This window comes from Dickeya sp. NCPPB 3274 (assembly GCF_000406205.1).
In the GTDB taxonomy this organism is placed as follows: domain Bacteria; phylum Pseudomonadota; class Gammaproteobacteria; order Enterobacterales; family Enterobacteriaceae; genus Dickeya; species Dickeya fangzhongdai.
Window position 1 is genome coordinate 2426830 of sequence record NZ_CM001979.1, and the last position, 22745, is coordinate 2449574.

Consider the following 22745-nt stretch of genomic DNA (forward strand, 5'->3'; position numbering starts at 1 on the left):
ACGCACTTTGCTATTGATTGATAAAAAGAAATTTGTATATCACTACAGGCATAACACAGGTTTAGCATAAGCGCGCCATTCTTGCCTGTGGCATGGCAGGCGAACGCGTACCGCTGTGGGTGTTAAATTTGTCTAAACGTCGATGCGCGAGAATAAGGCAGGCGGGGGAGAAACAGGCGCCCTGGTGTCGGGCGCCTGGGAACGGTTACGGGCTGACTGAGGCGTCCGGCTGCTGTTCTTCGGGCGCGGCCTGAGAATCATCGCCTTCTTCAGGCACGTTCTCCGACGGCAGTGTGATGAACGGGGCGATGAACTCCGCCAGCGGAATCTTGCGGCCGTTGAAGGCCACAGTGCCGTCGCTGTACTGCAGCGAACTGGTGATGGCGTTGTCTTTGGTTACGGTGACCTGACTCATCTGGCCGATGTTCGCCATCAGTTGCGTCTGCTGACGCGCCATCTGCTCCAGTTGCTTTCTCTCGTCGTCAGAAGAGGCTTTCGGCGCGGTTTGCACCATCAGTTCGGTGATCATATCCAGCGGCACGTTGAGACGAGCATCCAGATTTTTCACCGACTGGCGAATAATCGCTTCTTCATCGGACAGATTACCGGTCGGCGCCGCGCTTTTCTGCAACGGATCGGTCAGGTCCAGCGCCAGCGTGAAGGTACTTTCGCCTTTGGCGCTCTTCCAACTGAACGGCGCGACCTTGACGCTTGGATTGCCTTTCAGTAACTGCGGCAGGTTGTGCAGAACCAGCGCGGCCAGTTGCTGGTCGTAGACTTCCGGCGTGACCTGGTCGATATTCTGCAACAGCGCCTGCAGGTTTTTCTGGTATTCGGTCATGAACTGGCGAGTGCCTTTGCCATCCAGCCCGGAGAAGTTGACGTTCATGTTCAGCGATCCCAGATTTTGATCGCGGAACAGCGCCGATCCCAGGGTCAGGGTCATCTGTCCTGCCAGGTTGGCGTCATCTTCCGTGGTGTGATTGACCAACGCGAAGTCGTTCAACGCCAGGCTATCGCCGCCCTGAACGTCCAGCGCCAGTTTTTTCAGCGTTAGCTTGACGTCGCCGACTTCGAGATCGAATTTGCCTTTGCGGGTATCGCTGTTAAGCGCCAGATCCTGCAGCGTCAGTTTTTCGCTCTGTCCCTGCAGATTCGGTTTTTCCATCGCCAGATTCGCGACATTGCCAATCACTTTGCCCGCCCGCAGATCGCCAGCCAGGTCTACCAGCAGCGTGGTGCCGCTGAAATTGGCCTTCATTTCCGGACTCTGAACGTCCAGCGCTTCCAGCGTGACGGCGGAGTGCGTGTCGCCGCTGTAATCGATACGGCTATTGGCGGTGATGAACGGTTTGTTTTTGGTCAGTTCAAACAGCGCTTTTACCGAGTCGGTATTGGCCAGTTCGCCGTGTACGGCCGCCATCGCCGGCTTCAGGCTAAACTGGCTGGCGGTGAGCGGGAAAGGGCCGTGGAAAACGGTCGTGTTAAACACCACTTCTTCGTTCGCGGCCAACAGATGCTGACGGGCGTCGGAACCGTCTGACTGTACCACCAGGGCAACCTGGCTTGTGAATATGCCGCGCTGATAGTCGCGGAATGTCACCTTGATGCCCGCCTGCGGGTAGGCGTTTTTCAGCCCGTTGTTCAGGTTGTCGGTCACTTCGCCAATGTGTTGCTCAATCTGTTTACCGGTAAACCAGGAGGCGCCCCCCCAGGCCGCTGCGAGTGCAATAACGATTCCCGCCGCTACCACTGTTTTTTTGGCCACGCTATATATTTCCTTGTTGATTCACGGTTTCGTATCCCTCGTCGGGGAGTACATAGCTTTATACCATTAAAGGCCGGTTATAGACGCGGGCAATCTGACCCTGGCCCTGAACCTGAACCGGTGATTCGCTGGCGGAGATAAAGCAGGATTCGCCTGGCAGCAGCTTGACCTGTTGAGCCCCTTTTTCCAGCACCGCCTGGCCTTCGACGCAAAAGATTATCGCCGCACTCTGTTGGCTGAGCGTTTGCGGCGCATCCGTAAGATAATGCAGTGAAAAGGCAAAGTCATCGACCGGAATGGGGAAACTCAGCTCATTGGCCGTTTTTATCGGCGAGGTGAGCAGAGAAGCGGCAGGTTTCGATTCGAAACGGACGTTGGCGAGCAGCTCGGGGATATCAATGTATTTGGGCGTCAGACCGGCGCGCAGGACGTTGTCCGAATTGGCCATCACTTCCAGCGCCACACCCTGCAGGTAGGCATGCGGAGTTTCGGCATACAGGAACATGGCTTCGCCGGGTTTCAGCGTGACGACATTCAGCAACAGCGGAGAGAACAGGCCGCCGTCATCAGGGTAAAACTGCGCAATAAATCGGATGGTATCCCAGGGGTCGCCGTGTTGACTATCCAGCACGCGTTTCAGTTCTGCAATGGCCGACGCTTTCTGTTCGCCGTTCATGCTCAACAGGCTGGAGAACAACGTTGTCAGCGTCTGGCTGTCCGGGCGCTGTAAAAACGCGGCGATCGCCGGATGAGCATCGGCCAGCGGTTGCAGCAGGCTGGCTATCTCGGTCAGCTCGCGAAAGCCGTTCATCGCCAGATAGGGCGTAAGGGCGAAGACCAGTTCCGGTTTGTGGTTGGCGTCCTTGTAATTGCGTTGGGGCGAATCCAGCGCGATACCGGCGGCATTTTCCCGGGCGAATCCCGACTCGGCGGCGGATTTATTCGGGTGTACCTGAATCGACAGCGGTTGTTCGGCGCATAATACCTTGAACAGGAACGGCAACTCGCCAAAGCGCTGGGCTACCGCATTCCCCAGAAAACCGGGCTGATCGCTATTGATCAACTCCCGCAGATTGTGCGCTTGCCCTTGTTCGTCAAGCAGCAGAGAACTGCTTTTCGGATGTGCGCCCATCCACAGTTCCGCCATTGGAAGGTTACCCGGGTTTTCAATCCCATACAGTTCAGTCAACGCGTGTTTACTGCCCCAGGCGTAATTCTGCACACTGTTGCGCATTTTTTGCATAATATTTTCCTGTCATTAAACAGATTGTTAATTTCCATAACGGCGACGGTGGAAACTCCGCTGGAAAGGACTGCACCGTCTTAATGCACGCCATGTTAATGCTTTATATGCCATGATTCCAGAAGGGTAAAAATTCGCACTCATCTGAAAGTGACTTGTTTTGCAAAGGAGAAAACCATGTCAGACACTCGAATCGAAAAAGACTCCATGGGGCCGATTGCCGTACCGGCAGCGCACCTTTGGGGGGCTCAAACTCAGCGTTCGCTGGAGCATTTCCGTATTTCGGAAGAGAAAATGCCGAGAGCGCTGATCGTGGCGCTGGCGCAAACCAAGCGAGCGGCCGCCCGCGTTAATATGGATCTGGGGTTGTTGTCCGCAGACAAAGGCGACGCCATTCTTCAGGCCGCGGACGAGGTGCTGAACGGGCTGCACGCCGGCGAATTCCCGCTGGCTATCTGGCAGACCGGCTCCGGTACCCAGACCAATATGAATATGAACGAAGTGCTGGCGAATCGGGCCAGTGAAGTGTTGGGCGGGGTTCGGGGCAACGAACGGCTGGTGCACCCGAATGACGATGTCAATAAAAGCCAGAGTTCTAACGATGTTTTCCCCACCGCGATGCATGTGGCGGCGGTCACCGTGGTGCGGGAACACCTAACCCCTGAGCTGAAGGTGTTGCAGCAAACGCTGACGGATAAAGCCGCGCAATTCGCCGATATCGTCAAAATCGGCCGAACCCATTTGCAGGACGCGACGCCGCTGACGCTGGGGCAGGAGATTTCCGGCTGGGTGGCGATGCTGGCGCATAACCTGCGTCACATCGAAAACAGTATTCCGCACCTGTGCGAACTGGCGTTGGGCGGCACCGCGGTCGGCACCGGATTAAATACGCACCCGGAATACGCGGTACGGGTGGCGGCGGAACTGGCGTCGCTGACCGGTCACCCGTTTGTCACCGCACCGAACAAGTTTGAAGCGTTAGCCACCTGTGACGCACTGGTTCACGGGCACGGCGCCTTGAAAGGGCTGGCGGCATCGTTGATGAAGATCGCCAACGATGTCCGCTGGCTGGCGTCAGGGCCACGTTGCGGTATCGGCGAAATCGCCATTCCGGAAAACGAACCGGGCAGTTCCATCATGCCAGGCAAAGTCAATCCAACGCAGTGTGAAGCCATGACCATGCTGTGTTGCCAGGTGATAGGAAATGATGTGGCGGTAAACATGGGCGGCGCGTCCGGTAATTTCGAATTGAACGTGTTCCGTCCGATGGTGATCCACAACTTCCTGCAGTCGGTACGGCTGCTGGCTGACGGCATGAAGAGCTTCAACGAGCATTGCGCCGTCGGGATTGAACCTAACCGCGAGCGCATCAACCAGTTGCTGAATGAGTCGCTGATGCTGGTGACGGCGCTCAATCCGCATATCGGTTATGACAAAGCGGCGGAAATCGCCAAAAAAGCCCATAAAGAAGGACTGACGCTGAAAGCGTCGGCGTTGAAGCTGGGCTACCTGACCGAAGAGCAGTTCACCCAGTGGGTACGTCCGGAAGACATGGTTGGCAGTATGAAGTCTTAACGCTTACATGCCGTCATCGGTGTACAGGTGCAGCCGGGGGATCAATAGCCGTAATGGCTTGGCTTTGGGGCGGTGCCGGTGCTGAATGTTATCGGCGTCGTAGTCGTTCAGTTCGCCCATCACGGGGGCCGCGTCCTGGCTGCATAACACCAGCAGCGGCGAAGGGCAGGGATATTGCACCTGCTTCTGCTGTTCCTGATACCAGACTCTGGCGATAGGCTGCACTTTCACCGGTCGTTTTATTTTCAGCAACGCCTGCTCCGGCAGGCGTTTTACATCACGGATTTCCTGCTCCAGCAGGGACGCCCACTGCTCCTTGCTGTACGGCGCCTGGCTACGCCCGGCGTGCAGGCTTTTCTCCAGCTTTTCCAGCAACTCGTCGCGGGTGATATTTTTGATGATGTTCTTATTCGCCCAGCCAAATCGCACCGACGTCGGGTCGACCAGCAGGGTAATAGTGCGGTAGGCGCTGAGCGTGATCAGCCCTTTTAGGTGCGTATGAACAAAATCGAAACGCTGCTCCGGTTCCAGCCCGGATTCCACCGTAATGATCTGTTCCAGTTCTTTTTTCCGCGCGTTGATATCGGTAATTAACTGATGCGCCTGCAGGTATTCCGGCTGATCAACCCGAAAGCATAGTACGCCGGGCAAGCGAATCGCCGCTTTGCTGCTGACGGTTTCCGCGTGGTGGTGAATAAACAGATGACGAAAATGCTGTAAGCCGGCGTCGCGCGCGTCATCGCCTGTGACCGGGGTGACGTGAATCTGCGAGACCGGATCGTGCTCGGTGCCTTTCTCTACCGGCGGAAGGGTAAAGATATGCCCGCCGGCAAAGCGAAGGGTCCGAAACAGCTGATGCATTTCGGACAATTGCGCTTCAAGGGTGGTGAAGCAATGATTCATCCGCTCGATCAGGTCGTAAGCTGCCATTATAACATCCATTTAGTTACAACATACTTATGCATTCTAATACAAACGCTCCGTTTAGCAACCAGCATCGTTATCGTTTTAACAGCGAAAAAAACGGAGAGAAGAGAGGCGGTAAGACGGTGGGGAGACTCACCGGCCGGCGCGTTCAGGCGCGGTGAGTCGCAAATGATACCATTACTGGTGAATCACGCCCTGTTTTTCAGGGACTTCAGTTTCAAGCCGATCCACAGCGCCAGTATCAGCAGGCATGACAGAAACAGCACCAGACCGGTCCAGCCGTAGTGATACCAGAAGAAACCGCCGGAGGTCCCAGCCAGGCTCGACCCCAGATAATAGCAGAACAGATACTGGGATGATGCCTGGCCTCTGGCGCGCAGCGCCCGCACGCCAATCCAACTGCTGGCGACCGAATGGGAAGCAAAAAAACCGGCGGCAAACAGCATCATCCCGACGAACATGACCAGCAACGAGCTGAACAGGGTCAACAGCAAGCCGGATAACATCAGGGCGACACTGCCGACCAGTACCGGCCCCCGGCCAAAACGGGCGATCATCGCCCCGGCACGCGGGGAAGCGTAGCTGCCAGTCAGGTAGACCACCGACAACAATCCCACGACAGTCTGGCTCAGGTTATAGGGAGCGCCCAGCAACCGATAGCCAATGTAGTTGAACAGGGTGACAAAGGTCCCCATCAGCAGGAAACCCTCGGCGAACAACAACGGCAAACCCGCGTCACGCCAGTGCAGGCGGACATTGATCCACAGTGTTTTGGGCCGCAGCGAGCCCGCGCGAAAATGACGGGAGTCAGGCAAGATTCGCCAGAATGTCAGCGAAGCCAGCAGAGCGACCACGCCGATGCAGGCGACAGAGACGCGCCAGTTGAAAAAATCGGTAATAACCCCGGTCAGCAGGCGTCCGCTCATGCCGCCAATGGAGTTGCCGCTGATGTATAGCCCCATGGAGAACGCCACCACGCTGGGGTGAATTTCTTCGCTCAGATACGTCATCGCCACCGCCGCCACACCGCTGAGCGATAAGCCGACCAGCGCCCGCATGGCCAGTAGTCCCGTCCAGTCCGTCATCATCGAACCAATCAGGGTACAGACCGAGGCTAGCAACAGGGACACCACCATCACATTTTTACGACCGATAGTGTCCGACAGCGGGCCGGTAAACAATAACCCGACCGCCATGGTAATGGTGGAGACAGAGAGCGACAGGCTGCTGGTCGCCGGCGACACGCCAAATGCCTGCGACAGCACCGGCAGTATCGGTTGCACACAGTACAGTAAGGCGAACGTCGCCAGGCCGGCGGAAAACAGAGCCAGCGTGACGCGAATGAACGTCGGCGTACCTCGGGTGATAAACGGATTTTTATAAACAGGCGCGTGAGTGTTGCGTTGAGGTTGGATGTCATCGGTGACAGAAACGGACATTCCTTGTGCAGACAGCGGGGTACTCAAAATCAATCCTTATCCGGAGAAAATACGGCAGAAACATCAGTGAGCGCATCATAGAATTGGCTCGATTGTTTTGTATAATATATTAATCATTAATAATGATACTTTATAAATATGAATATCGAACTCAGACATTTACGCTACTTTATTGCCGTAGCGGAAGAACTTCATTTCGGGCGTGCCGCTGAAAAGCTGCATATCTCCCAACCGCCGCTCAGTCAGCAGATACAGGCGCTGGAAGAGCAGATCGGCGCCCAGTTGCTGGAACGTAACAACCGCAACGTGCGTCTGACCCAGGCGGGTGAGCTGTTTCTGAAGGAAGCCTGGGCCATCATCACTCAGGTTAATCAGGCGGCCGAACGCGCCGCCCGTATCCAGCGCGGGGAAATAGGGGAGCTCAATATCGGTTTCACCTCGTCGGCGCCTTTCGTCAAACAGGTTTCGCGCAGTTTGTTGCAGTTTCGTCAGAGTTACCCCGAAGTGCATATCCAGATGCTGGAGATCAACACCAAACAGCAGATTGAACCACTGCTTGACGGCAAGCTGGATCTGGGCGTGATGCGTAACAACCCGCTGCCGGAAACACTACGCCATCAGCTGTTGCTGCATGAGCCGATGGTCGCGGTGGTGCATGAAGAACATCCGCTGGCCGCCGCCCCCGGTGGTCACATCAGTATTCAGCAATTGGCCAGCGAGCCGTTTGTCTTTTTTGCCCGGGAAGTGGGAACCGCGTTGTACGACGAAGTACTGACGTTGCTCAAGAAATACGGCATTACCCCTTACATCACTCAGGAAGTGGGCGAGGCGATGACCATTATCGGGCTGGTGTCTTCCGGCCTGGGGGTGTCCCTGCTGCCGGCGTCATTCCGCCGCATCCGGGTGGATGGCGTCAAGTACCTGTCGTTGCAGGAAAAAGACGCTATTAGCGAAATGTGGCTGGTCACCCATCAACACCGGCCGCTGAACACTGCGGCCCAGACGCTGATCACACTTATGCTGGGCAGCGCCGTCAAAAATATGTGCGGTTAATCACATATCGAATCAAATATTTGACGGCTATTTACAAAAGCTCCACCATAGCCTCAGTTTTTTATTTTACAGCGTAAAAAATACCGATTACGCCTAATCGCAGGAGCCGTTTCAGAGTGATTGTCAGTGGTCAGCCGGGGCACATCGATCAGATTAAACAGATGAATGCAGGTGGCGTTTATCGGCTGATCGATGAAAATGGCCCCATCTCCCGCATTGAGTTGTCCAAACGAGCCCAGCTTGCTCCTGCCAGCATTACCAAGATTGTGCGTGAACTGATGGAAGCCCATCTGGTACGGGAAACGGAGTATCAGGAAATGGGCAGCCGCGGTCGCCCGGCTATCGGTCTGGTGTTGGATACCGAAGCCTGGCACTACCTGTCGGTACGGATCAGCAATCAGGTCATGACGCTGGCGCTACGCGATCTCAGCGGTCATCTGGTCGTGGAAGAACTGGTTGATTTACCTACAGAACATCCGCAATCGTTGCTTGAACGCATCCTGATTGAAATCGATCAATTTTTTATTCGTCATCAGCGCAAACTGGAGCGTCTGACGGCTATCGCCATCACGTCGCCGGGGATGGTGGATTCGTCCACCGGCATGATTCATCGTATGCCGTTTTATGATGTGGAAGAGATGGCAATTGGCCCGGAGCTGGAAAAACGCACCGGCGTACCGGTTTATTTGCAGCACGACATCTGTGCCTGGACGATGGCGGAGGCGCTGTTTGGCGCGTCACGCGGTTGCCAAAACGTCATCCAGATTGTCATCGACCATAACGTGGGCGCCGGCGTCATTACCGGCGGCCGCATCCTGCATGCCGGCAGCCGGACGCTGGTGGAAATCGGCCACACCCAGGTCGATCCTTACGGCAAGCGTTGCTATTGCGGCAATCACGGTTGTCTGGAAACCGTCGCCAGCATAGAAAGTATGCTGGAACTGGCCCAGCAGCGCTTGAAAGGGTCAATGAGTTCGCTGCTGCACGGCTCGCCGTTAACGGTAGAGTCTTTATGCGACGCCGCGCTGAAGGGCGATCAATTGGCGAAAGATATCATTGTAGATGTCGGCAATAACGTAGGACGTATTACCGCCATCATGGTTAACCTGTTCAATCCGGAAAAAATTCTTATCGGGTCGCCGCTGAATCAGGCCGCCGATATCCTGTATCCCGCCATCATCGACTGCATTCGCCGTCAGGCGTTGCCGGCCTATAGTCATCAGCTGCAGGTGACGTCCACCCATTTCTACAATCAGGGAACCGTACCCGGCGCGGCGCTAATCAAGGATGCGCTCTATAACGGTTCTTTACTGATTAAACTGATGCAGGGCTAATCCAGCCATCAACCGCGCAATCAAGGCGCGGTTTCCCGTTGACCGACAAAACATTGCGCTAACGCAAGCCGCTCCGGCGGCCCATCCCCTAGACTTTAGACTTCATCAGTAAGTTTTTTGAGGTTTATTTTTTCAGGTGGGGCCTGCCGGAGTGGTGTTTTCATGTTAAAGCGTATGTTTGTTACAGGAACGGATACTGCCGTGGGGAAAACGGTGGTATCGAAGGCGTTATTACAGGCGCTGACGAAAACGGGCAAAACCGTAGTGGGTTATAAACCTGTCGCCAAGAGCTGTACGGAAACGGAAGAGGGATTGCGTAACAAAGATGCGCTGGTGTTGCAGGAAGCGTCGTCAATCCCATTGACCTACCAGCAGGTTAATCCGGTGTCGTTGCAGGAAGATGAAATCAGCGCCAGTGAACTGGAGATCAATTACTGTGCGATGACCGAGGGCTTGAACCAGCTCAGCGAGTTGTCGGATATGGTTGTCGTCGAAGGCAGCGGCGGCTGGCGTACATTGATGAACGACATGCGAACCTATTCGGAATGGGTGGTTCAGGAGCAACTGCCGGTCGTGCTGGTGGTTGGGATCAAGCTCGGTTGTATTAACCATGCGCTGCTGACGGCGCAAGCCGTTATTAATGATGGGCTGCCGTTGGTGGGCTGGGTGGCGAACCGCATCAACCCAGGTCTGGCCAACTATGCCGAGATCATTCACGCTCTGCGCGAAAAAATCCCCGCGCCCCAACTGGGCGAATTACCGTATCTGCCGCGTGCCGAACAGCGGGACCTGTCCGCTTATATTGACCTTTCCGCTATTAACCAGTCGTTCTAATCTGGCAGACATTCCCTGTTCGTTATTCCAAAGAGCAGGGCATTCCTTATCGCTGCGCCTGATTATCCGTATCCACTCGCTTTTCACTTGTCTGAATAAAGGGCAAAAAAAGGGGGGAACATTGTCCCCCGATGATTAGCTAACCTGTTTAAGCATCAACGCGTTGTATCGGTTAACTATTTGCTGCCAGTAACGACGTGTTTTTCAAAGCCGGTCAGCGAGACTTGCCGGTCGGCGCCGTAGGTGGGAGCAGAACATCGGTGTCATCCGACAAACGGATATAGACGATTTTTTGCGTATCCTGTTCGCAATGGCCAACAACCTGCCCACCATGCTGACTAACCTGATCATTAGGCACAATATCCAGCTCGAAACCCGATTCAGGTACACCGTTCGCGATAATCTTGCGGGCAATATCATCACGAACGCGTTCGCAGGACGCTTGCGCCATTAGCGGTGTAAGCAGCAGTAACAACGTACCTGCCAGCATCGTTTTCTTCATCACATCCTCCTGTCGAGTCGACGGATTTACCAGCCCAGCGATAAGCCGATAAATCCGTTGCCAGTATAGGTGAAAAATCAGGGCGTTACCGGGCGGCCAGAGCGACGGTCAAGGCAACGTAATGAATTGGGCTCCCAGTAAGCATTGAAGTTGGAGCTGGCTTTGCATTTCTCTTCCTGCGCTTCGGCCATATCGGCCTTGTCGAAATCTCTGTCCGCCTTGTCGACCCGTTTTTCGAGATGCTTGTTGACCTTATTACGCAAGGTGCGTGTTTCGTTCCAATCCTCGCTGCTCTGACGCGCCGCTTCTTTGGATAACGCACTGTTGCCGTTATCAATAATGATATGTTGCGCTGCCTGTGCAGACTGCCAGAGGCTCAGACTAAACAGCGATGAAGTAAGAAGAAGGAGTAGATTACGTGTTTTTTTCTGCATGTTTCACCCAGACAGGAATTTCTGTAAATACGATCGTTGTCATAACCAAGAATCATTACGGTGACTATAGCATCCGCCGCCATAACCAAACCATAACCGACCCAAAATATTCAGGAAAATGCCTTTGCCGTAAACGTGACATCAGGAGCGTGGGGGCATATATCTAGCACATTGAATACTCAGAAATGCCAAACAAACCGGGACAAGCGCCCCCCATAACACGGCATTCCAGCCATACAGATTCAGTAGTGCGCCAGACGAAAATGATCCAACAATCATCACGGCAAATACCACGAAATCATTCAGGGACTGCACCTGCGTCTTTTCTTCTGGTCGATGGAAGTCAATGATTTTTGCTGATGCGCCGGTGAAGCCAAAGTTCCAGCCGATCCCCAGCAAAATCAACGACAGCCAGTAATGAAAGACGTCTGTTCCGCTTAATCCGACAAACACTGAGCCTGCTGTAATGAGTAATCCTGCCGCCGCAATACGCATGGCGCCAAAGCGGTTAATCAGCCTGCCGGTGAAAAATCCCGGCCCGTACATCGCAATGACGTGCCATTGAATTCCCAGATTGGCGGCCTGCTGTGAGATCCCGTGCATGTGCATGGAAAGGGGCGCTGCCGTCATCAGGAAATTCATGACCATGTACGCCACAGCGCCGCTGAATACCGTCCTCAGAAAACCGGGCTGGCGAACTATCTCCCGCAAAGGACGTCCTCCTGATTTTGTTGCAGCCACTGGCTCTGCGGGAGTCACCCCCTTCAGAATGAAGGCAGAAATTGCCGCAACAAGCGCCTGCGCAATAAAGGTAATCGCGAACGGATGAGCCGGCCAGAGGTTCATTGTGCCCGTCACCAGCATGGGGCCGATTACACCTGCCACCACGCCTCCACCCATAACCAGTGACAACGCGCGGGCACGACGTTCTTTCGTAACGCCATCCGTTGCTGCAAAGCGGAAACTCAGCGCAACCGCTGCATAGGCTCCCCCCAGAAACGCAGCGATACAAAACAGTAAAAACGAGCCAATCACGACAGCCAGTGCAGCCGTCAGGCCAGTAATGACCCCGGCCCCAGTGCCGGTCATGAAGGCGGCTTTACGTCCGTTTTTTCTCGCCAGTGCGCCAAACGGCAGGATACAGGCCGCCATACCCAGCACGAACATTGTGATGGGAAGCGTGGCCAGCGAGCCACTGGGTGCGATGGCATTACCCACAATCGCACCGGTTACATAGAAGACCACCGAGTTAGCCCCGGCGAGTGCCTGGGCCGCCGCCAGGCGGATGATATTATTATTCTGCTCAGCGACAGGCAGAGCGTGTTCTGTGGTCATCTGATTATTTATCCTGATGTATTGTCAGCACAATCCGGTAACGCGCCTTTCCCTCTCTAAGTCGGCTGAGCGCGTCGTTCGCCCGTTCAAGCGGCATAAGCTCCGTGACAGGAAGCGCCTGAAAGAGATGGCTGAAACGCAATGCGCGCTCAGTTTCCGCTGGGGTGCTGACGAAAGAGCCGGTCCCTGCATACGGTATCCACATGGGTGCCGTCTATTTTCCAGGCAGACCTCATGAACAGCAGAGAACGAGCTGCGTAGCCGTTATTGATTGATCCTTGAATCACCTGCGCGCTGTTGGCATACGGCGTGGCAATTGGTAACCGTTTGCCGCGCCGAAAAGCGAAGAAGGGAATTTACTCGTCGCGATTAACCTTCAGACCGCCGTAGGTTTGGCTCACCGGCATCATTTCCAGCGTGTTGATGTTGACGTGAGCCGGCAGCGTCGCTACCCAGAATACCGCTTCCGTCACATCTTCCGGCGTCAGCGGGTTGGATTTGTCATAAGTCTGACTGACCTTGGCCTCATCCCCTTTGAAACGCACGGCAGAGAACTCGGTTCCGCCCACCAGACCCGGCTCAATATTGGTTACCCGCACCCGGGTGCCGGACAGGTCGGCGCGCAATCCCAGGCTGAACTGGCGTACGAACGCCTTGCTGGCACCGTAGACGTTCCCGCCCTGATAAGGCCAGTTGCCCGCAGTGGAACCGATATTAATGATATGACCGGCATTGCGCGTCACCATTTCCGGCAACAACGCATGGGTCATAAACACCAGCCCCTTATTGTTGGTATCGATCATGGTTTCCCAGTCGCTGACGCTGGCTTTGTGAGCCGGCTCCAGCCCTAATGCCAAACCGGCGTTGTTGACCAGCACATCAATATTGCGCCATTCGGCGGGCAAAGAAGCGATGGCCTGCTCAATAGCCTGTCGATCGCGAACATCGAGACGCAGCGTGAGAAGCGCAGCGCCAAACTCGGCTTTCAGTGCATCAAGACGATCCTGACGGCGGCCTGTAGCGATGACCTGATGGCCTTCCTTGATAAACCGCCGGGTAATCGCTTCACCAAATCCCGCCGTTGCGCCGGTAACAAAAATAATCATGCGTTTTTCCTCTTTCATTCCTGACTGCAGTGATCCCGAACTAACCTGATGACTCTGTGCTACGTATCGAAAAAGCCAGCCTTATCGGCCGCTGTGACACCATCATAACAATGAGCATACCTTAACCCTGATGCTATCTCTATGTCAGCATTGATCTTTTCGGTAAGCCTCGCAGACGGGATTCATACTTGCAGGATGTTGCAAACATAATGTCGGGCAGGATTCCAGCCTGACCAAAACAAGTTTGTCACACGTGGTTTTTTCACACTATATTGCTTTTTCGAGGCAATTATTGGTCCAGGTATTGATAACACGGGTAAGGAATAAATATGGAAAGCAGTAAAAGTCACCAGCAGTCCGTCGAGCAACAATTTGGCGAGCAGGCCAGCGCCTACCTGAACAGTGCCGTTCATGCGCAGGGAGAGGATTTGACCGAACTGGCTCGCCGTCTGCAGGGTAAAAGTCATGCCAGCGTGCTGGATTTGGGCTGCGGCGCCGGTCATGTCAGCTTTACCGTTGCCGGCCTGGTCGACAACGTAGTGGCATGCGATTTGTCGCCGCGCATGCTGGATGTCGTAGCCAGCGCCGCACAGGAAAAAGGCCTGAGTAATATCAGGACGCAACAAGCGGTGGCGGAATCATTGCCGTTTGCTGACGATAGCTTTGACGTGGTGATCAGCCGTTATTCGGCCCATCACTGGCAGGATGTCGGGCAAGCCTTGCGGGAAGTAAAAAGGGTGCTGAAACCAGGAGGCGAAGCCATCCTCATGGATGTGATTTCACCTGGGCACCCGGTGCTGGATGTGTATTTACAAACCGTAGAAATGCTGCGCGACACCTCGCACGTACGCGATTATACGCCGGGTGAATGGCTGACGCTGCTGAGCGAGGCCGGGCTGACAGTACGTTCGCTGCAAACTTCGCGCCTGCATCTGGAGTTCCAGAGCTGGGTGACGCGCATGCGAACCCCTGAACATTTTGTCACCGCCATTCGTGCTTTGCAGCAACAGATGTCGGCCGAGGTCACACGGCATTATGACATTCAACAGGATGGCTCCTTCACCACCGATATTGCGTTTATCGTCGTCAGCCAGGGGTAATAGTATCGCCCCGGTGGGGCGATACGACGAGTCATACGCCGTGCATTTCCTGATTATCTGCTTCAACGGCGTCGTACAGCCGCTCCAGAATATCAGGGAATGCCGACTGAACTCGGTTCCAACTGGGTACAAACGGTTTATCTCCCGGACTTTCGCTGTATGCCTGGCCGGACTGGGTAATGACATCGGCAAACAGTTCCACTGCCGATTCCTCGGTATGCCGGTCAAAATGCAGGCCGTTCATGCGCGCATCGTGTTCAAACGAATCGATCATATCCAGCGCGGTGCGGTAGTAAGTGGCGCGCAGCACCCGGAATGAATCGGTCGTGATGTTGACGCCCTGAATCGCCAGTTTGCGGTACAGCGCTTTGGTGATGTCCATCGCCATACGCTGCAACCCGGAGCTGGGGTCGTTTTCCGATATCGGCTGATGCTTGTGGTCATAGTTATCGGCAATATCCACCTGGCAGATACGGCTGGTCGCCGTTCCCCGATGGATTTCCGACAACATGCCGATCTCCAGCCCCCAGTCGCTCGGGATGCGTAGATTACGCAGCACATGGCTGCGCATGGCGAACTCACCGGATAACGGGTAGCGGAAACTGCGCATATATTCGAGATAATCCGAATTACCGTAAACGCTTTGCAGCGATTTCAGCAGTGGGAATACCAGTAGCCGCCCGACGCGCCCGTTTAATTTTCCTTCGGCTACCCGAGCGTAGTAGCCTTTACAAAAGTCGTAGTGGAAATGGGGATTGGCGATCGGGTAGAGCAGGCGGGCCAGCATGGCGCGGTCATAGGTGACAATGTCACAATCATGCAGCGCGATGCACGCAGTACGGCGTGATGCCAGAGTATAGCCGACGCAAAACCAGACATTTCGGCCTTTTCCCTGTTCCATCGGCGCCAGATCCTTATCGGCCAGTTCCTGGCTGAGCCGTGTCAGACGGGGGCCGTCATTCCACAAAATGCGGTGCCGCTGTGGGAGTCGGGAAAAGAATTGTCGGGCAAACAGAAACTGATCGCGGTCCGCCCGATCAAGCCCGATGACAATCTCAGACAGATAGGGTACCTGGGCCAGCATATCGATAATCTTGTCCAGCGCCGGTCCTTCCAGTTCTGAAAACAGGGAAGGGAGGATTAGCCCCATGCTGCTTTGACCAGAAAACACCTGCAGCTCGTATTCCAGCTCCTCTACGCTGCGTCGGGTAAGATTATGAAAGTTGGTGATAATACCATCCTGATAAAACTCACTCATGTTGTGCGCCTCCCTAATCAATCAAGCAGTTCAGCCCCATAACGGCTGATAAAATAGGTTAATCCTTCACTCCAGCCAGCCGGTCCGGCAGCCAGTGTGCGATAGGATTGACCACAAAAATAGGGTGACAACGTCACCTTTTCGCTAACGTGTCCTTTAATGATGACGGCATAATCGGTTGCTTCCAGCAGCGAAATGTCATTCGGTCCATCACCTAAACCGAGGGTGATTGGCGATGAATGGGCTGTTAATTCAATACGATGCTTCAGCCAGTTGACGGCTGCGCCTTTACTGACGCCTTCGTGCATCACGTGAAAAAAACGGCCGCCTTCGGTCAGCAATAAGTGCTTTTGAGCCAGACACGCCCTAAACATTTCCAGTGATGCTGCATCCCCTTGCCACAGCACGGGTTCTGAGGCGGTACGTTGGCGGGCCAGAGCAGCTTGCGACAGCGTCAGACCGGTGGCGGCCGCCACGGCGGCATCGTCCATATCGACAAAGCCATGAAACAAAAATCCATACTGCTCGCGTAAAGCCTGTAACTGTCGGCAAATGTCGGGATAAGTACGTGAAGTGGGCGGTCGTGATGTCTGCAATCGTGTTTGCCAGGATGCCGGCAGCAGAATATGCGCGCCGTTTTCCGCGATGGCGGGCATGTCGTGCAATTCCAGTTCTTGCTGAATCGACATAATTTCTGCCGCGGTTTTGCTGGTCGTGATAACCACCGGCACACGTTGGGACCGCAGCCGCCTCAGCCACGGGAGAGCCTCATCCCAGCGGTAGCTGTGGTGGTCCAGCAACGAGCCATCAAGATCGGTAAAAATAACCCAGTTTTTAGTCACTTCAGGCATTTCGTCTCCTATAAGCGCTCGACAGGTATTGATTTATCCAGAGTACGGCACAAGACAAACTGACATGCGGATCGGGCGGGAAACGCTATTTGCCTGATTATTTTGATGAAAATGATTTGAGTGCTTTATTAAGCCTATGCACAGATCACAGTTTTCGCAAATTCAGCGCCAAAATGACCGTTGAAGCAAACTGCTGGCGAAAAATCAGGACTGAGCATAAGGTAAAAACTATTGATTATCTCAATCTAAAGAGAATGTTCATGACGACCAGGATGCAAGATCTGCGGCTGGCCACAGCCAGTAAAACGGATTACCGATGGATAGAAGCATTAAGCAGAGCAAATATGATGGCTTATATCGGCGTTATGGCCTGATCTGGAATGGAGAACATTACAGTACCTTACTGCATTCACTCAATGTATTGGTTATCTGTTCTCGCCAGCAGAGCGCCGGGTTTGTCAGCCAGCAGATTAATAGTCAGGATTCGTTTTGCCTGATAAACGATTTGCAGCTTTACCCACAATGGCAACAAAAAGGTATTGGGACATGGGTATTAGAACAAATCGAAGGGCAAGCACAACAACAGGGGCTAAAAAGCCTGCGCATTTGTGCCTTTCGGGATAACCCGGCCAAAGGTCTTTACCAGCGTCATGGCTTCAGACAGGTCAGTGAATCGACGGAGATCCTCAGACTGGAAAAAACATTAAGGTGACAAGGAAGAACAGTAAATTAAGTTCGCATTCGAATCCCCGCGGGCATGGAGAGAGCATGAATAAAAAATCGGTGAAGGCATTGTCAGTTGTGTCGCCGGCAGGACAGCTCATTGCATCCGGAAGAAAAACCATTGAGGTGCGAAAGTGGTTGCCGGATATCACTCCAGACGAAGAGGTCGTTCACTCCAGATGATATCCCAGCGGCGGGCGCATCCAGCTTTGAAGATGGCTGGTATGCCTGGGAACTTTGTAATGTCAGGCAACTGCGGGCAGATCAGTACGTCAGAGCTGCGCGAAAGATTTATTATATTGAATACCGATACCAGCCAGGAACGCCAGAATCCGCCTGACCTTACAATGGTTCGCATAATGTATATTATGTTAAATTACATCTGGTGGGCAACTAGCCCATTCAAGTCACAATCAATCATACACTTACCCTTTCCATGTCGTTGCGTGGTAGCTGAAGCCAAGGCATACACCGTTGAGATTAAGCAGCCTGACCGGATAGATGCTTAGGATCCATTAGTCCACTATTTTGACTACCGTCATCACCCCTTCCAGCAGAATCTCTCTTTCTGGATTGTGATGAGCAATTCCGCTCCAGTATTTCTGTGCGGCCAGGAGTTCCTACAACGAACTTGATTCAGCGCTCAGGTTCCGCCCATCAGGCTTCAGCGTGTTCGGAATGGACAGTCAGCGAACTGTTCTTGTCGCTCGTTCTCAAACTCCATCTCTCGAATACGTGCCTGCAAAAGTTGCAGCCGCCATCTGATGCCATTCCCTGCGCTTCTGTGCTCCGGCTCGGCCGGATGCCTAAAATCACACGATTCTTCTTAAGTAAGGGAGTTTTTTTATAAAAAAACCGAAACCACGCAACATACGAAAACAATCATGGACATCAACGGTATGGAGAAGATGGAATAATCGATCCATCGTCTTGCTGCCAGATAATAAAAAACCTCAATGAAAACAGGATGAATTAAATAAATACCCAGGCTAACATCAGATAAAAATTTTAATTTATTGCTATGGGCTTTATCCAGATGAATAAATTTCAAAATCCGCATAAAAGAGACAGACATAACTATGACATTGAAACTTAAATAACTATAAAAATAAAGACCTATCTCTTTCCCTGAAAAATAAGACAGTAAATAGTAACAGGCACAAGTTAAAGACAATGAAACTAAAAACAGAAATATATAGAATGAAAGGGGTTTAGTGGTGTGTGTTTTCGCGATTAAATGACCACTGATGTAATACGGAACATAATAAATGAACTCACCAACAAACAAGAAGTCACTATTCCCGATAAAAAAATTATACATGTCACTTAAAGAGCAAAAAACAAACATCAGGAAAACGAAAAACAATAGCCGCTCTTCACTCGTATTAGCCACTAAAATCCTAATCAGCGGAGTGAACATATAGAGCCCTATTATCATGTACAAAAACCACATATGATAATAAGGCCTTCCATTCATGATGCTTTTTAGTATATCACCCTCCCCCTCGCCATTGAGTTTAGTTTTAAACACACCCCATGAAATAAAGAAAAAAGACCAAAACAACAATGGAACCAATATCTTACCTATCCTTTTTTTATAAAAAACAGATAGACTGTCGATCTTTTCAGGAGAAAGCAGTAGCGCCCCGCTGATCATAATAAAAACCGGGACACACCAACGAACTGATGAGTCATATAAATTACCCGCCCACCAGGAAAAAGCCCCAAGTTCGGCCTGGGTCACAGTATAAGCAGAGATATGCAAAACAATAACAGCAAAAGTTGACACAATTCTAGCTATATAGAGCCATTCCATTCTATTATGTTCTCTTTGTTATATTTATCATGAATAATAAACAATGCATTATGTTTTATCGATAATAATTAGAACTTATCCCAGGCAATAACTGTTGATTGGCGTGACCAGAACGTATACCCGGATAACGCATTTTTAACAGGCAAGGGAATTGCCCGGAGCAATGGACGAGCGTAACGAGTAACCTGGAATATGTAAAGATATCGAGGCTACCAGGTTAAAAAGTGACAACTAAAATCATCCTAACGGGATAATAGCTTAATCATATCACAGTAAAAATAGCATTCCACGCATAAAACACGCTACTGACGGTATAAAAGAAATTTTCTCCTCATTGTTTGTGAAATTGTTTGTGAAATTGTTTGTGATCGAGGCGTCATCGGTCTCCCCCTCCTTCTGATTAACTACATGTCAGCACGGCCTGAGCAACCAGTGGTAGTTAGCGTTATGTTCACTACGGACATACCGCCATTGCGATTCCACGCAGATGATTACTTTAAGCAAATATGATTATTTTTTGCCCACTGCCTTAATCTTCCATTAGCATTGGCATAGGGTGATGAGGTGTTAAATGAGATCATGCGTCCCATTGTCCATTTGCCATACCATGACTTTCCATACAGATCTTCATTAGTGCGCTCATCAATAAGCTTCACTATTTCATCTTTTGCCGACTGAAGGTGGTTTATTAACGACTGGTAATTTAATTCTTTGTAATCTATGTAAAATTTCTGGGCCAGGAGCCCAAGTTGATTCCACTTATAACCGGTTTCCGGGAAGTCGACAGGCTGACCTTTTGCATCACCGGTAATCCATTTTACCACCAGCGTGTTCCATCCCAGCAAATACGCAACCAGATCACACACGCTCATCTCCGTGCCTTTTGCATGGCCATCCATCGATTTATCCGAAGTGAGTTCAGGTGGAATAGCGTTGAGGTAACCGATTAATTTAGCAAAATTTTTATCAATAGCGGAAAGCAGTTCGGATTTTGTTTGCGGCACACCCATCAAGAACTCCCTCTCAGTTTTAAAACAGATGCCATGAAGGTACCGTCTGGTGTTTGAAAAACAATCAATTATGTACCACTCATCACAACAGGGGAAGACTCATGAAAAAACACCGGTTCAGACTCGTGCCGGGTGCGTACGTGATCGTACGGGTATTCTATGAATCCAGGCATTACTGGTGATATCTCAGATGATGCGCGGACACTAATGAGGTGCAACGGTCAGGCTGGCACGAATCCCCATGACCGCTGTCATTAATTTCCAATCAGTTCTCGATTGAAGATGATGAGTATCATTGCATTACATCATGTAATTTCCCTACTTGTTCCTCCTGGCATTATATTTAAACAACTCCGGGAAAAATAATTTCTTTATTTATGGTGAATGATTATTTTATTAATTTATTTTAAGATTTATCTTATTCACCGGAATATAAATATTTAACAATGTTAATGTGAAGCTGGACATGCTTCTATCTTACATCAAATAATATATGGACGTGAATATGATGAAATTCAAAACGGCTTTATTAATATCTTCAGTATTATTACCTCTGTCTCACAGTTCTCAGGCTGCCTGGGAGCTTGGCGATATCTGCTATGGCTATGCGACCGCCACAGGCTCGGGTTATTCCGGCGGTGCTTTATTGTTGGATCCGATCCCTGCCAATATGGAGATAACCGCGTTAAACAGAACACAACTGGACTATAAAGGTGTTAAAGCCGCACTCGCCGGAGCTTATCTCAAAGTCACCGGGCCGAAGGGAAGCACCATTGTATATGTTACTGATTTATACCCTGAAGGCGGCGATTGCGCACTGGACTTGTCATTCAATGCGTTCGAGAAAATTGGCAATTTACAGGATGGAAAAATTAATATCCAGTGGGAGCTGGTAAAAGCGCCGGTAAGCGGCAATGTAGTGTACAGAGTTAAAGAAGGTTCTAATCCTTATTGGGCGGCAGTGCAATTCAGAAACGTCAAATATCCGATTATTGGGATGAAGTATCTGAAAGGCAGTCAGTGGGTTAGTGCGCCAAAAACAGATTACAATCATTTTATTCTGGAATTCGTTGGCAAAAATGATATTCCGATCGAATTTACCGATATCAAAGGCAATATATTAAGCGATACGCTTCCGCCGATGTCAGACAGCACGTCATCCGCCTATTTGATCACCGGGAAAGTACAACTGCCCTAATCTCCATGATGACAAGATGCCGTTGAGTAATGAGAGTTACCGGTTACACCGGTAACTCTTTTTTCAATTCCCTTCGCTTTTTCCATTAAACCGTAATCGCAACATTCACAACATTCGCGTTTTTGCCCATAAGCCGGTTATCCACGCCGTGCTTTGCTAAACGCACACGGTATTGCGCATGTGTACTGCCGCTGCTGACAACGCCTCGCCTGCCCCGCTGATAGCCAACGCCATGCTGCGTGCCCGCAACATTCCCTTGACAGTTCAAGAATGCCAATGCAAAACTATACCGTACGGTTTAGTTAAAAGCTCAGCACGCACTTATCGCTAAACGGGGTTAACCAGGGAGCTAACGCCGTATAGAGAAGGTTTCCGCCTTCATCAGGGAAGTGTTACGTCATTCAACAACAGTTCTTTATTACAGGATCCGTCAAATGAAAGCATTCGCCCGGGCCGCCCAGCCAGCCATCGTGACTCTCGCCATCTTTTTGGCCGGTTGTTCTGGTAGCCAACAACCCTTACGCTACACCGGTATTGGGTCATCAGCCCAGTTGACCCCTAACAGCGGTGATGCATCCGACCGAATCCCCTTCAAGTACGCCGCGCCGGTTGACTGGAAAAAATACAACAGCATGATCATTGAGCCTGTCGTGGTTTATTCAGGCAGCGACAATCAGTTTGGCGACCTGTCCGCGTCTGACAGGCAACAACTTGCCGCCTATATGCAAACAAAGTTCGAAGAGGCGCTGCGCCCGCGTTTCAGATCAGCGACAGCATCTGCGCCAGATGTTTTGCGGCTGAAATTGACGCTTACCGGCGCGGAAACCACCACGCAGGTCGTGGGGACATTCACCAAATTCGACCTTGCCGGCGGGCCTTACAACATTGTGCAATCTATCCGTGGGAAAGAAGGCATGTTCAGCGGATCGGTGAGTTACGCTGTCGAGATCTACGACTCGACTTCCAATCGCTTGCTCCATGCCTATGTCGCCAAACAATACCCGAACGCCATGAATGTTTCTGCCAGCATTGGTTCGTTGAGTGCGGCAGAAGTCGGGCTCGATAAAGGCGCGGAAGAGCTGGCCGGCATCCTGAAATAAGCTATCCCCGTTGACCGGCAGAATCGCCCGCGACGCGTTCCCGCGGGCCCCTCGCGGTTATACCGGTGAATGCTAAAGCCAACAGAACAGATAGACGAAGAACCGGTTATCTGTTTCACCTCTTAAATCTTGCTGAGTC

At 52.0% G+C, this 22745-nt stretch carries 22 protein-coding genes; 10 read left to right on the forward strand and 12 right to left on the reverse strand.

Annotated elements, in window-relative coordinates:
* Positions 1-205 precede the first annotated feature (205 nt).
* Together DXX3274_RS11085 and manA are read right to left on the reverse strand one after the other, a co-directional pair.
* Complete coding sequence (locus DXX3274_RS11085) at positions 206-1768, reverse strand: YdgA family protein (protein ID WP_042859822.1); 1563 nt, start codon at positions 1766-1768, stop codon at positions 206-208.
* A gap of 58 nt (positions 1769-1826) precedes the next feature.
* Complete coding sequence (manA, locus tag DXX3274_RS11090; RefSeq protein ID WP_042859823.1) at positions 1827-3011, reverse strand: mannose-6-phosphate isomerase; 1185 nt, start codon at positions 3009-3011, stop codon at positions 1827-1829.
* Positions 3012-3188: 177 nt separating this feature from the next.
* Between manA and fumC the strand changes: the two genes are divergently transcribed.
* Complete coding sequence (fumC, locus tag DXX3274_RS11095; protein ID WP_042859824.1) at positions 3189-4586, forward strand: class II fumarate hydratase; 1398 nt, start codon at positions 3189-3191, stop codon at positions 4584-4586.
* 3 nt (positions 4587-4589) lie between these two features.
* On the opposite strand, the gene tus is transcribed toward fumC, so the two are convergent.
* Together tus and DXX3274_RS11105 are read right to left on the reverse strand one after the other, a co-directional pair.
* A complete protein-coding gene (gene tus, locus DXX3274_RS11100) occupies positions 4590-5516 on the reverse strand; it encodes a DNA replication terminus site-binding protein (protein ID WP_042859825.1) in 927 nt (308 codons plus the stop codon).
* Between the two features lie 185 nt (positions 5517-5701).
* Positions 5702-6952 carry an MFS transporter gene (locus tag DXX3274_RS11105; RefSeq protein ID WP_050569859.1) on the reverse strand — a complete coding sequence of 417 codons (1251 nt, stop codon included), beginning with the start codon at positions 6950-6952 and terminating at the stop codon, positions 5702-5704.
* A 138-nt stretch (positions 6953-7090) separates the two neighbouring features.
* Between DXX3274_RS11105 and DXX3274_RS11110 the strand changes: the two genes are divergently transcribed.
* From DXX3274_RS11110 to bioD, 3 genes are all read left to right on the forward strand, one after another.
* Positions 7091-8005, forward strand: coding sequence for a LysR family transcriptional regulator (locus DXX3274_RS11110; protein WP_042859826.1), 915 nt, complete (start codon positions 7091-7093; stop codon positions 8003-8005).
* A gap of 116 nt (positions 8006-8121) precedes the next feature.
* Positions 8122-9339 (forward strand): ROK family transcriptional regulator, encoded by a 1218-nt coding sequence (locus DXX3274_RS11115; RefSeq protein WP_042859827.1) that lies wholly within the window; start codon positions 8122-8124, stop codon positions 9337-9339.
* A gap of 162 nt (positions 9340-9501) precedes the next feature.
* Complete coding sequence (gene bioD, locus DXX3274_RS11120; RefSeq protein WP_038658704.1) at positions 9502-10173, forward strand: dethiobiotin synthase; 672 nt, start codon at positions 9502-9504, stop codon at positions 10171-10173.
* Between the two features lie 214 nt (positions 10174-10387).
* On the opposite strand, the gene DXX3274_RS11125 is transcribed toward bioD, so the two are convergent.
* The 4 genes from DXX3274_RS11125 to ydfG form a co-directional block, all read right to left on the reverse strand.
* The gene (locus DXX3274_RS11125; protein ID WP_042859828.1) at positions 10388-10675 is read right to left on the reverse strand and encodes a DUF1161 domain-containing protein; all 288 of its coding nucleotides are present in this window, start codon (positions 10673-10675) and stop codon (positions 10388-10390) included.
* A 77-nt stretch (positions 10676-10752) separates the two neighbouring features.
* The gene (locus tag DXX3274_RS11130) at positions 10753-11109 is read right to left on the reverse strand and encodes a DUF1283 family protein (protein ID WP_042859829.1); all 357 of its coding nucleotides are present in this window, start codon (positions 11107-11109) and stop codon (positions 10753-10755) included.
* Positions 11110-11250: 141 nt separating this feature from the next.
* On the reverse strand, positions 11251-12444 hold the full coding sequence (locus DXX3274_RS11135; protein WP_042859830.1) for an MFS transporter: 1194 nt from the start codon (positions 12442-12444) through the stop codon (positions 11251-11253).
* A gap of 356 nt (positions 12445-12800) precedes the next feature.
* Complete coding sequence (gene ydfG, locus DXX3274_RS11145; RefSeq protein WP_042859832.1) at positions 12801-13550, reverse strand: bifunctional NADP-dependent 3-hydroxy acid dehydrogenase/3-hydroxypropionate dehydrogenase YdfG; 750 nt, start codon at positions 13548-13550, stop codon at positions 12801-12803.
* 329 nt (positions 13551-13879) lie between these two features.
* Between ydfG and DXX3274_RS11150 the strand changes: the two genes are divergently transcribed.
* Positions 13880-14650 carry a class I SAM-dependent methyltransferase gene (locus DXX3274_RS11150; RefSeq protein WP_042859833.1) on the forward strand — a complete coding sequence of 257 codons (771 nt, stop codon included), beginning with the start codon at positions 13880-13882 and terminating at the stop codon, positions 14648-14650.
* Between the two features lie 31 nt (positions 14651-14681).
* Here the strand turns inward: DXX3274_RS11150 and DXX3274_RS11155 are convergent, their stop codons facing one another.
* Both DXX3274_RS11155 and DXX3274_RS11160 read right to left on the reverse strand, forming a co-directional pair.
* The gene (locus DXX3274_RS11155; RefSeq protein WP_042859834.1) at positions 14682-15908 is read right to left on the reverse strand and encodes a glycosyl transferase; all 1227 of its coding nucleotides are present in this window, start codon (positions 15906-15908) and stop codon (positions 14682-14684) included.
* A 17-nt stretch (positions 15909-15925) separates the two neighbouring features.
* The gene (locus DXX3274_RS11160) at positions 15926-16759 is read right to left on the reverse strand and encodes a mannosyl-3-phosphoglycerate phosphatase-related protein (RefSeq protein WP_042859835.1); all 834 of its coding nucleotides are present in this window, start codon (positions 16757-16759) and stop codon (positions 15926-15928) included.
* Positions 16760-16848: 89 nt separating this feature from the next.
* Here DXX3274_RS11160 and DXX3274_RS23735 point away from each other — a divergent pair, with 89 nt between their 5' ends.
* From DXX3274_RS23735 to DXX3274_RS24075, 3 genes are read left to right on the forward strand one after another with little or no spacing between them, the layout of a single operon-like run.
* Positions 16849-17133: a hypothetical protein gene (locus DXX3274_RS23735; RefSeq protein ID WP_152495256.1), complete on the forward strand. Its 285-nt coding sequence runs from the start codon at positions 16849-16851 to the stop codon at positions 17131-17133.
* On the forward strand, positions 17076-17471 hold the full coding sequence (locus DXX3274_RS11165) for an N-acetyltransferase (protein ID WP_050569860.1): 396 nt from the start codon (positions 17076-17078) through the stop codon (positions 17469-17471). Before DXX3274_RS23735 ends, DXX3274_RS11165 begins: the two co-directional genes overlap by 58 nt.
* Positions 17472-17527: 56 nt before the next feature.
* Positions 17528-17665 carry an ASCH domain-containing protein gene (locus DXX3274_RS24075; protein ID WP_202960832.1) on the forward strand — a complete coding sequence of 46 codons (138 nt, stop codon included), beginning with the start codon at positions 17528-17530 and terminating at the stop codon, positions 17663-17665.
* Positions 17666-18326: 661 nt separating this feature from the next.
* On the opposite strand, the gene DXX3274_RS11175 is transcribed toward DXX3274_RS24075, so the two are convergent.
* Positions 18327-19298, reverse strand: a complete 972-nt coding sequence (locus tag DXX3274_RS11175) for an acyltransferase (protein WP_238556108.1) — start codon at positions 19296-19298, stop codon at positions 18327-18329.
* 491 nt (positions 19299-19789) lie between these two features.
* On the reverse strand, positions 19790-20308 hold the full coding sequence (locus DXX3274_RS11180) for a ClbS/DfsB family four-helix bundle protein (RefSeq protein ID WP_042859837.1): 519 nt from the start codon (positions 20306-20308) through the stop codon (positions 19790-19792).
* Positions 20309-20813: 505 nt separating this feature from the next.
* Here DXX3274_RS11180 and DXX3274_RS11185 point away from each other — a divergent pair.
* Both DXX3274_RS11185 and DXX3274_RS11190 read left to right on the forward strand, forming a co-directional pair.
* Positions 20814-21506: an expansin EXLX1 family cellulose-binding protein gene (locus DXX3274_RS11185; protein ID WP_042862058.1), complete on the forward strand. Its 693-nt coding sequence runs from the start codon at positions 20814-20816 to the stop codon at positions 21504-21506.
* 434 nt (positions 21507-21940) lie between these two features.
* Entirely contained in the window at positions 21941-22606 is a 666-nt protein-coding gene (locus tag DXX3274_RS11190; RefSeq protein ID WP_042859838.1) for a DUF3313 domain-containing protein, read from the forward strand.
* Positions 22607-22745 lie beyond the last annotated feature (139 nt).